The sequence below is a fragment of the Hespellia stercorisuis DSM 15480 genome, from assembly GCF_900142165.1.
Classification (GTDB): domain Bacteria; phylum Bacillota; class Clostridia; order Lachnospirales; family Lachnospiraceae; genus Hespellia; species Hespellia stercorisuis.
In genome coordinates this window covers 1-10,403 of sequence record NZ_FQZY01000105.1, presented here as the reverse complement: position 1 = coordinate 10,403, position 10,403 = coordinate 1, and the positions used below count along the sequence as shown (strand labels likewise).

The following is a 10,403-nucleotide window of genomic DNA, read 5'->3' as shown; positions in this document are numbered from 1 at the left end:
TATTCATTTTTTAAGATATGTTCCCTGGTCAGTTCTCGATGAAAGATAATAAGAAGATGACGGAGCAGAAGGACAAGCATTTCTTCATAATTATCCTGGCAGCGTTGAAGCTCGATGATGATACGCTTGAAAATCTGTTCGTATTCCATAGAGGTTCCGACCTGAAATACACGCTCTTTATCCGGGAATCCATATTGCCGTAGGATATTTTTTACATTATTTCCTGTAAAATGAATCCAGTATACTTCTGTCTTATCTTCCCCATAATATTCATATTTCTGAAGTTCCTTCGGTCTGTACAGTACAATGTTACCGGCTGGAACAATCGTTTCGTTATCCACATTGTCAAAATGAAAATGCCCACAACCAGCAGTGATGTAAATAATCTGATAATCCAGGCGTCCCCTTGGACGGTAGGTTGGTAGCTTTGGATGACTGGAAAGGCGGTAAGTGCCGCAGCTTCCTACAATCAGTGGGCGACTTTTGTCTTTGAAATCCATATGGGAGTGGTTTAAATAACCGGTATTCATATACATAGGGCAGCACCTCTTTTCCTACTTTTTATCATTGTATCATTTAGTGCATATTTTGTCTAATCCAATTCATAGACATATTTTGCAAATTAGGATAATGTATATATAGCAAAACAAAGAAACGTAAAGATAAAAGTAAAGGACAAGATTTGCTGCGGGAAAACAAAGTGCAAAAAAATGTATATGTATTGAAGGAGAGTTATTTATGATTGTACCACGTTATTATGAGGATTTAAGCGTACTGCATGAAAACACAATGCCAGCCAGAGCCTATTATATTCCGGCATCCAAAAGAATGGATCACCTGGTGGAGCACAGGGAAGAGTCAGACCGTATGCAGTTATTGAATGGAACTTGGAAGTTCCAGTATTTTAACAGCATCTATGATGTTCAGGAACCTTTCTTTGAGAAAGATTATGATACAGAAAATTTTGATGAGATTCAGGTTCCGAGTGTATGGCAGATGGCAGGATATGACACACACCAGTATACCAATATCCGTTATCCATTTCCATTTGATCCGCCATATGTACCACAGGATATTCCATGTGGAGCATATGCACATACCTTTGTTTATCACAAAGATGAAAATGCACCAAAAGCCTTCTTGAATTTTGAAGGAGTAGACAGTTGCTTTTATGTATGGATCAATGGCTCTTATGTAGGGTATAGCCAGGTTTCTCATATGACCAGTGAGTTTGATATCACCGACCTCCTTCGGGACGGAGAGAACAGCATAGCGGTTCTGGTCATGAAGTGGTGTGATGGTTCCTATTTGGAAGATCAGGACAAATTCCGTATGAGTGGTATTTTCCGGGATGTGTACATTTTGAAACGCCCAAAACAGGCAATCAGTGATTATCATATTAAAACAAGAATTGAGGATATGCTTGCGAAAGTAGAAATTGAAATGAAATTCTACTCTCCGTTAAATGTAAAAATTTCGATTGAAGATAGAAACGGAGCAGTTGTAGCACTAGGAAGTATTGCTGAAGAAGGAACAGCTGTATTAGAAATCGCAAGTCCGGAACTTTGGAATACAGAAAATCCATATCTATATAAACTGATTCTTGAAACAGAGAATGAAGTAATTGTAGATCACATTGCATTAAGAAAGATAGAGATTAAAGACCAGGTTATTTATTTAAATGGACAGAAGATTAAATTCCGTGGTGTCAATCGACATGATTCTGATCCGGTTACTGGATTTACAATCAATCCGGAACAGATTACAACCGATCTTACGTTAATGAAGCAGCATAATTTTAATGCGATCCGTTCCAGCCACTATCCGAACGCACCATTTTTCTATGAAATGTGTGACAAGTATGGATTCATGGTAATAGATGAAGCAGATATTGAAGCTCATGGTCCATTTATGATCTACAGAAAAGAAGACACCGATTACAATCGGTTCAAACGATGGAATGAGAAGATTGCAGATGATCCGGTATGGGAAGAGGCAATCGTTGATCGAGTAAAACTCATGGTGGAACGTGACAAAAACCGTTTCTGTATTGTTATGTGGTCAATGGGAAATGAGAGTGCTTATGGCTGCAACTTTGAAAAAGCACTGGAATGGACAAAGAATTTTGAACCAGACCGTATCACACAATATGAGAGTGCAAGATATCGTAATTATGATGAAACATATGATTACAGCAATCTGGATGTGTACAGCCGGATGTACCCAGCGCTTTCCGAAATTCAGGAATATCTGGATAAAGATGGAAGCAAACCCTTCCTTTTGGTAGAGTACTGTCACAGCATGGGAAACGGACCTGGAGATTTTGAAGATTACTTCCAGATGATTCAGGATAATGATAAAATGTGCGGCGGCTTTGTCTGGGAATGGTGTGACCATGCGATTGCTCATGGAACTGCTGAGAATGGAAAGACTATATATGCTTATGGGGGCGACCATGGCGAAGAAATTCATGATGGCAACTTCTGTATGGATGGATTAGTATATCCGGACAGAACGGTACATACAGGACTTTTGGAATACAAGAATGTTTATCGCCCGGCAAGGGTTATTTCCTATGACAAAGAAAGTGGAGAACTAATGCTTCATAACTACATGGATTTTGATGATTTGAAAGATTATGTGAAAATCAGTTATGAATTGACACAGGACGGTCTTGTGATCAGCAAAGGTAAACTTCCAGAAGTTTCAGTAGCACCACACAGTGAAGGAAAAATAAACCTTAAAATCAATGTGCCAGAGAATGGAAAGTGTTATTTAAAACTTATTTACCATTTGAAAAAAGAATTACCATTATTGGATGAAGAACATATTCTTGGATTTGATGAAATTGAGGTAAGCAAAGACGATGCAAAATGTAAACTTGCTGAGAAATGGCTACAAAAAACAGCAGTGGACTCTGAATTACAGGTAAATGAAAATGATACACAGATTCATATCAAGGGGCGTGAATTTGCTTATACCATAGACAAACGTACTGCACTCTTTAAAGAGATGAAATTCGCAGGGCGGGAATACTTGAACCATCCGATGGAATTAAATATTTGGAGAGCTCCAACAGATAACGATATGTACATCAAGTCTGAATGGAAGAAAGCCCATTATGATAAAGCTTATACAAGAGCTTACACGACAGAGGTCGTGCAGGGAAAGCATGGTGTGAAAATTACAAGCCATGCATCCGTTGTGGCAGAGACAGTACAGAAGATTCTTGATGTGACGATCACATGGAAAATAGAAGCTGCTGGAAAGATTGATGCAGATATTGCAGTAACAAAAGATGATGAATTTCCGGACCTGCCAAGATTTGGTGTGAGGATGTTCCTGGATAAAAAACTTTCAGCTACACGATACTTTGGAATGGGACCACAGGAAAGCTATTGTGACAAACATCAGGCTGCGAGCCACGGTTTGTATCATGCAAATGTAGATGATTTGCATGAGGACTATATTCGTCCACAGGAAAATGGAAGCCATTATGATTGTGAATATGTAGAGCTTAACAACAGACGATATGGAATTGTGGTATCTGCGGAAAATGCCTTCTCATTCAATGCTTCTTATTATACGCAGGAAGAACTTGAGAAGAAAACGCATAATTATGAACTGACAGAATCAGATAGTGTAGTATTTTGCGTTGACTACGCATTAAATGGCATTGGTTCTAATAGTTGTGGTCCAGTTGTATTGGATCAGTACCGATTTGATGATGTATTATTCCGGTTCCAGTTTACGCTGATACCGTATGTAAAGGGATAATAAAGTTTCATGTAACTCGTAAACAAAGAAGGATAGTCTGATTGCAATGTAAAGTCCGGATATACAGAGCAATCAGACAAAAACAGAGAAAAAATTAGAATTAGACATCATACGGTTAGACATATTGAGATTCTAAGTGCGATGAAGATGAGGAGCAAAGAAATTCGATGGAAGAAAAAAAGTATTTGAAATGGTATAACAAAATTGGATATGGATCAGGTGATATTGCAGGTAATGTAGTCTATGCCTTCCTGACATCTTTCATGATGGTCTATCTGACGGACTCAGTAGGACTTGCTGCAGGTGTCGTAGGTACCCTGATTGCCGTATCAAAACTATTTGATGGTTTTACGGATATATTTTTTGGATCAATGATTGACAAAACACACAGTAAAATGGGAAAAGCGAAGCCATGGATGCTATACGGATACATTGGTTGTGCCATTACGCTGGTCTGCTGCTTTGCAGTACCAGTCAGCTTTGGAACAACGGCTAAATATGCATGGTTCTTTATTTCTTATACACTGTTAAATGGTGTGTTTTATACAGCAAACAATATTGCTTACTCAGCACTTACGTCACTGATTACAAAGAACAGCAAAGAGCGTGTGCAGATGGGATCTTACCGTTTTATTTTTGCGTTTTCAACAAGTCTTCTGATTCAGGCGATTACAGTTGGATTTGTAGATAAATGTGGTGGAGATGCTGCGGCATGGAGAACGGTTGCTATTATCTATGCAATCATTGGTCTTGTCATAAATACGATTTCAGCACTTTCTGTTAAGGAACTTCCTGAGGAAGAACTTAACGAAGGAGAAGTAAAGGATGATAATGAAAAGTACGGAATGGTACAGGCATTCAAGCTTCTTGTTAAAAACAAGTATTACATGATGATTTGTGGAACATATATTTTACAGCAGTTATATGGTGCCATGATTGGAGCTGGCATTTATTATATGACATGGGTACTGAAAAATAAGAATTTGTTTGGACAATTTGCATGGGCAGTTAATATTCCACTAATCATTGCCTTGATTTTTACACCAACCTTAGTTGGTAAGTGGAAAGGTATGTACAAACTGAACTTAAGAGGTTATGTTTTAGCAGTCATCGGTAGAGCACTTGTTGTTGTTGCCGGATATATGGGCAGTGTTCCGCTGATGATGGCGTTTACAGCTCTTGCAGCCTTAGGTCAGGGACCATGGCAGGGAGATATGAATGCAGTTATCGCATCCTGCTCTGAATACACTTATCTTACACAGGGAAAGAGAATTGACGGAACGATGTACTCTTGTACTTCTCTTGGCGTAAAAATCGGTGGAGGTATTGGAACCGCTGTTGTTGGATGGATGCTTGAGTTCAGTGGATATGTCGGAACAAATGCAACTCAGCCACAGTCTGCACTTGATATGATGCAGTTCATGTATCTTTGGCTTCCGTTAATCTTTGATGTATTGATTATGTTTGTACTTTCAAGAATGAATGTAGAAGATGCAAATAAAAAACTGAAAGCAGAAAAAGGAATTGCTGCAGATGAAGTAACAGATGCATCAGACATAAATTAGAATTGACAGGAGAAAGCGTTGTCTGGTCGTTGCTCGATGAGACAGTGCTTTTTTTCTATATATAAAGTGATAGAACTGTATTTTGAAAATAAAAAAGGACCACTTCATTTTTGTGAAATGGCCTTAAGAAAATATTCAGTTTTCACAAAATAGTCCTTTTAGTATTTATGCATGGTAAGGATGCTCAAAATATTCAGTGTAGAATACTAAAAGGTCATTCAGATATTTTTTTAGGTTGCTCATTTGCAATTCCTCCTTCCTATAATGTCAAGCCTAAAATCATTGATTTTACTGGCTTTTTCCAACTTGTTACCTCGTATAAACAGAGCCAAAAGTGTTGAACAGTCATAGTATCTTGTACTGAACAGCTACAGATGGGTGCACTTCATAAAGCATCCTTTGGTTGATGTTTATAAAGGCTATTTTCCCTCTGCTTCGCTATGATGGTGAACCTTCCGTGTCTACAGGGATCCCGTCCCAACTTCCTTCGTCCCACCTGTTCATACACTGAGTGCCAGCTAAGCTTTCATACAGGGTCTATGCCCTATGGAGGATACTCCTGCCGGCTACAGCTCTTGTTTGTATTTGATTATTTTCTGACCTGCCCGGTTCCGCACAGCACTGATTCAGTGGACGCTCCGCTATGCCTCCCTCTGGTCGGTCTTCTGCTGACAGAGTTCCTTTCCCTGTCTCCTTTGGATTCCTTTCCAGAACCCTGCTCAGCACCAGACGTTTCTGAAACTCAGCAGGATCCTGGATTTCTTCTTTTCTGATTGATTATGCTGCGGCAGTCTGTACATTCTCCGGGTATCGGATATCCTTCAGTAGTTTTTCCGGATCATACCCTTTCCCTGTCTTCAGCATCGTATAGATCACACGGAGGAGCTTGCATGCGATCACGATCAGTGACTGCATCTTCTGGAGCGGATTCCCTGCCCTCGTTGTATAGTGGGCATGGATCCTTTTATATTCCTCTCCATGTGACACCGCTGACCGGGCTGCCTGAAACAGCCAGTACCTCAGCCGTTTGCGCCCTCTATGGCTGATCCTGGTCTCCCCTTTATGCTTTCCGGAACTACATGACACCAGCCCAAGTCCGCTCAGTTTCTGCAGTTCTTTCACATCGTCAAACCGGGAGATATCTCCCATCTCTGCAAGGATTCCTGAAAGGATCTTCCCGCCGATCCCCGGTATCTCCAGTACGTTTTCTGCATGGGGGATCTCCTTACATTTTTCACTCAGACTGTTTTCTATTTTCTCAAGTTCTTCGTCCAGTTCCATGATCTTCTCCGCAAACCATCGTACGGCTTCCTTCCCCGCTGCTGTGCCTTCCTTCAGGCCTATGCTCATTTCTGCATACTTTACGATTTCGGCAGCCCTGCTGTATCCACGCCCTCTCAGCTTTGCTTCATGCCAGATCTCACGGATCCCTTCTATCCCCAGCCGGAGAATGTCTTCCGGAAATGGCGCTTCCTTCAGCACTGCCATACAGAATGCCCCGTCTATCTTCCCAAATGCGTCCTTATATTCTGGAAAATAGATCTTCATCTCCCTGTGCAGCCGGTTCATGTTCCGGTTCCGGTCCTCTGTCAGCTGCTCCCGGAACATCGACAGCCTGCGCAGTTCTGCATAGACCTTTTCCGGCAGATACGGCATACCGTAATTCCCATCTTTCACAAGATTCGCAATCAGCTTTGGATCTTTCCGGTCATCCTTCTGCTGGCTGTTGTCTTCCAGTTCCTTCGTCTGTTTCACAGCATAAGGATTTACCTGAACGACGCTGATCCCGTTTGAGACCATCCATGCCGCAAGACAGAACCAGTAGTGGCCTGTAGGCTCAAGTCCTAAGACAATCTGCTTCTTATCGTTTGCAGCTGCCAGCTGCACAGCCCAGTCACGGGCTTTCTGAAATCCTTTGGCATTATTATCAAATGCAAGTGCCTTCCTGCCCAGTTCCCTGCCTCTTGCGTCGATTGCTCTGGCATAATGTGTCTCACTGCCAATGTCGCATCCAAGGATCAGCATGTCATCGCTGATGAAGGAGAGCTTATCGTTTTTGCTGAATTTCCCCTGAGTCTCAAGGTCTCTCCAGGTAAAGGATTTCATCTCACTGAGTATGTGGTTTGCTTTTTCTACCATCTCCCTTTGTTCCTGTACATTTATCACAGAATTGACTTGATTGTTTGCTCTTTTTGTTTTACTATTCATTTTAGATACCTCTTGTGTTTTTAGATTTTACCAACTCGCCAGGTCAGTAATAATCTAAATTTACTTGAGGTATTTTCTTTGGTCAACTCCTTGATTTAAAGTATACAGGAAGCTTTCCTTATTTACAAGTTGATTATAAGATAGGTGTAAAAGGATTGCTTGCCAAATCGAAAGAAGATATAGACAAATGTTGCAAAGGGGAGTATTTCATGCAGTTAAAATATGTTGACACAAAAGAGGAGATTATAGCGATAAATAGGAAGTCAAAACATATTGAACCACATCTTCATAATGCACTGGAGATCGTTTGTGTAACAAGTGGAGCATTAGAGCTGGGTGTCGGACAGGAACTATATCATATGGATAAAGGAGATATAGGCTTTGTATTTCCAGATGTTATTCATCACTATCAGGTACTGACACCCGGTGTAAATAAAGCGACTTATCTGATTGCATCGCCATTTACGATTGCCAAATTTGCAGATATTATGCAATCCATGGCTCCTGAATATCCGATCATCAAAGCGGAAAAGGTTGAACCGGAGGTATATAGGGTTATAAATGCGATTTTAGAGACAGAACAGTCGGATATTACTGTTGCACAGGCATATCTTCAAATTATGTTGGCACGCTGCATAGGAAAATTAAATTTGGTAGAAAAGAGTAATGTGGGGAGCAACGATCTTATTTACCAGACAGTTTCCTATATATCAGCAAATTTTAAGAGGAAGTTTTCGTTGGAAGAGATGGCAAAAGATCTGGGGGTGAGCAAATATGTTTTATCCAGACTCTTTTCCAAAACATTCCATAGAAACTTTAATCAATATCTTAACGATGCAAGGCTGAACTATGCATGCCAGCGTTTGGAAAATACGAGTGATTCTATTACAAACATTTGTCTGGATAGTGGATTTGAAAGTCAGAGAACATTTAACCGAGTATTTAAAGAAAGATATAAAATATCGCCGAGTGACTACCGGAGTACATGTCTGAAAGATATGTTGTCATAACATATAGATTAATAAATTCAATAAAAATCTGATTATCAGTCTGAAATATGTATTTCTGGGTGTTATTTATAATATGGGGTAGTGGTTAATTATTATGTCATGTATGAATGGGGAAGAAACAAACGGAGAACTGCTTCAGAAAAAGAAGTAGACGAACTATAAATAAAGAAGTTAAGAGAGGCTGTTACTTTAGAAACTAGTTAGTGTCTGCTGATTAATTCAAAAATCAGCTTCAAGCACTTGATTTTACTGACTTTCACGCCTTTGAGTGGTATACTATAAGTGCACGGATTTTGATGAATTCAAAACTTTTTTCGTGCAGTTTTCCATAGAAAAGTACCATTTTAGGAGTGAAAAATTCAATGTACAAAAGTACCGATAATACACAGAATAACTTTCTTAGCTTCAATCAGCCAATGGGGCTGCATATGAATCCAGAGAACCGGTGGATAAAAATGGCCGATGCCATTCCATGGGCGATATTCGAAAAGAAATACCACCGATTGTTCAAGGGAAAAAATGGACGCGTAGCGAAACCTTTACGTCTTGCTCTCGGTTCTTTGATTATTCAGACCAAGTACCAGTATTCTGATAGGGAACTGGTTGATCAGTTGACTGAAAATCCGTATTATCAGTATTTCATTGGGCTTCCTAGATATCAGGAAGAACCGCCAATTGATGCAAGTACGTTGGTCTTATTCCGTAAACGTCTGAAAATGGACGTTATCATGGAAGCCAACGAATATATGTTGGATGCTTTCAAGGAAAAAGATTCCAGTGATGAAAGAGATGATGACGACCATTCTAATCCACCAGCAGGTGGAAACGGGAATGACAAATCGGAAAGTGAACCTGAAAACAAAGGAACACTTATGCTGGACGCAACCTGTGCCCCATCAAACATTCGATATCCCCAGGATTTTTCCTTACTGAATGAAGCAAGAGAAAAACTGGAAACAATCATCATTCGTTTTTGTAAAGCTTATGGGTTTTCCAGACCACGCATGTATCGCCGTCAGGCAAGAAAGAACTATCTTGCACTTGCAAAAACAAAGAAACGCAGTACAAAGAAAATCAGAGCAACTATCCGTAAGCAGCTTTCCTACATCAAACGTGATATCAATTATCTTGAAAGTTACATGGAAAAAGGCTATGCACCGACCTCAAAAGAGATATCACTTCTGAGGACCATATATAAGTTATACGATCAACAGCAGTACATGTATCAAAACAAAGTACACAGTGTCGAAAAGCGTATTGTAAGCATCTCCCAGCCATGGCTTCGCCCAATCGTCAGAGGAAAAACAAAAGCCCCCGTTGAATTTGGAGCTAAGTTTGATCTGAGCCTTGATGAAAACGGATATGGAAGGATAGAGAAAATATCCTATGAAGCATACAATGAAAGCACTGTATTAGAGGAAGCGATAGAACGCTTCAAGGAACGAACCGGACGTTATCCGGAACGTGTACTTGTGGATCAAATTTATCGAACCAGAGAAAATAGAGGATTCTGTAAATTCCATGGAATCCGTTTGTCTGGACCGAAGCTTGGAAGACCAAGCGCAACAAAACAGTTAGCCAAAGAGAAAAAACAGGAATATCAAGATAACACAGATCGAATTGAAGTGGAACGGTCATTCAGTTTAAGCAAACGTTGCTATGGACTGGGTTTGATAAGAACAAAGCTTTATGACACGACACTTACATCAATCGCGTTATCTGTATTTGTGACGAATCTTTTTAAGATTCAGGCACGAATACATTTTGTCTTGATTTGGATTTTGGGACTGATAGAATACACCTGCTGATTTTGAGCCGCAAACTGTTTAATCAGCAGACACTA

General features: G+C 40.1%; 6 protein-coding genes. 4 read left to right on the top strand and 2 right to left on the bottom strand.

Features of this window, described 5'->3' with window-relative positions:
- Positions 1–536: AraC family ligand binding domain-containing protein (locus tag BUB85_RS19740; protein WP_200803595.1), on the bottom strand; the 536-nt coding region annotated here is incomplete at its 3' end.
- A 202-nt stretch (positions 537–738) separates the two neighbouring features.
- Between BUB85_RS19740 and BUB85_RS19735 the strand changes: the two genes are divergently transcribed.
- Both BUB85_RS19735 and BUB85_RS19730 read left to right on the top strand, forming a co-directional pair.
- Positions 739–3,777, top strand: coding sequence for a glycoside hydrolase family 2 TIM barrel-domain containing protein (locus tag BUB85_RS19735; protein WP_073113212.1), 3,039 nt, complete (start codon positions 739–741; stop codon positions 3,775–3,777).
- A 167-nt stretch (positions 3,778–3,944) separates the two neighbouring features.
- Positions 3,945–5,342, top strand: a complete 1,398-nt coding sequence (locus tag BUB85_RS19730; RefSeq protein ID WP_073113211.1) for an MFS transporter — start codon at positions 3,945–3,947, stop codon at positions 5,340–5,342.
- 777 nt (positions 5,343–6,119) lie between these two features.
- Here the strand turns inward: BUB85_RS19730 and BUB85_RS19725 are convergent.
- Positions 6,120–7,550, bottom strand: a complete 1,431-nt coding sequence (locus tag BUB85_RS19725; protein ID WP_084534155.1) for an IS110 family RNA-guided transposase — start codon at positions 7,548–7,550, stop codon at positions 6,120–6,122.
- Between the two features lie 209 nt (positions 7,551–7,759).
- Between BUB85_RS19725 and BUB85_RS19720 the strand changes: the two genes are divergently transcribed.
- Together BUB85_RS19720 and BUB85_RS19715 are read left to right on the top strand one after the other, a co-directional pair.
- Positions 7,760–8,560, top strand: a complete 801-nt coding sequence (locus BUB85_RS19720) for a helix-turn-helix transcriptional regulator (RefSeq protein ID WP_073113210.1) — start codon at positions 7,760–7,762, stop codon at positions 8,558–8,560.
- 362 nt (positions 8,561–8,922) lie between these two features.
- Complete coding sequence (locus BUB85_RS19715; protein WP_073111892.1) at positions 8,923–10,368, top strand: IS5 family transposase; 1,446 nt, start codon at positions 8,923–8,925, stop codon at positions 10,366–10,368.
- The last annotated feature ends 35 nt before the right edge of the window (positions 10,369–10,403 follow it).

Coding starts and splice junctions, on each gene's coding strand:
- BUB85_RS19725 (WP_084534155.1), bottom strand. CDS start 7,550: ATGAATAGTAAAACAAAAAGAGCAAACAATCAAGTCAATTCTGTGATA.
- BUB85_RS19735 (WP_073113212.1), top strand. CDS start 739: ATGATTGTACCACGTTATTATGAGGATTTAAGCGTACTGCATGAAAAC.
- BUB85_RS19730 (WP_073113211.1), top strand. CDS start 3,945: ATGGAAGAAAAAAAGTATTTGAAATGGTATAACAAAATTGGATATGGA.
- BUB85_RS19720 (WP_073113210.1), top strand. CDS start 7,760: ATGCAGTTAAAATATGTTGACACAAAAGAGGAGATTATAGCGATAAAT.
- BUB85_RS19715 (WP_073111892.1), top strand. CDS start 8,923: ATGTACAAAAGTACCGATAATACACAGAATAACTTTCTTAGCTTCAAT.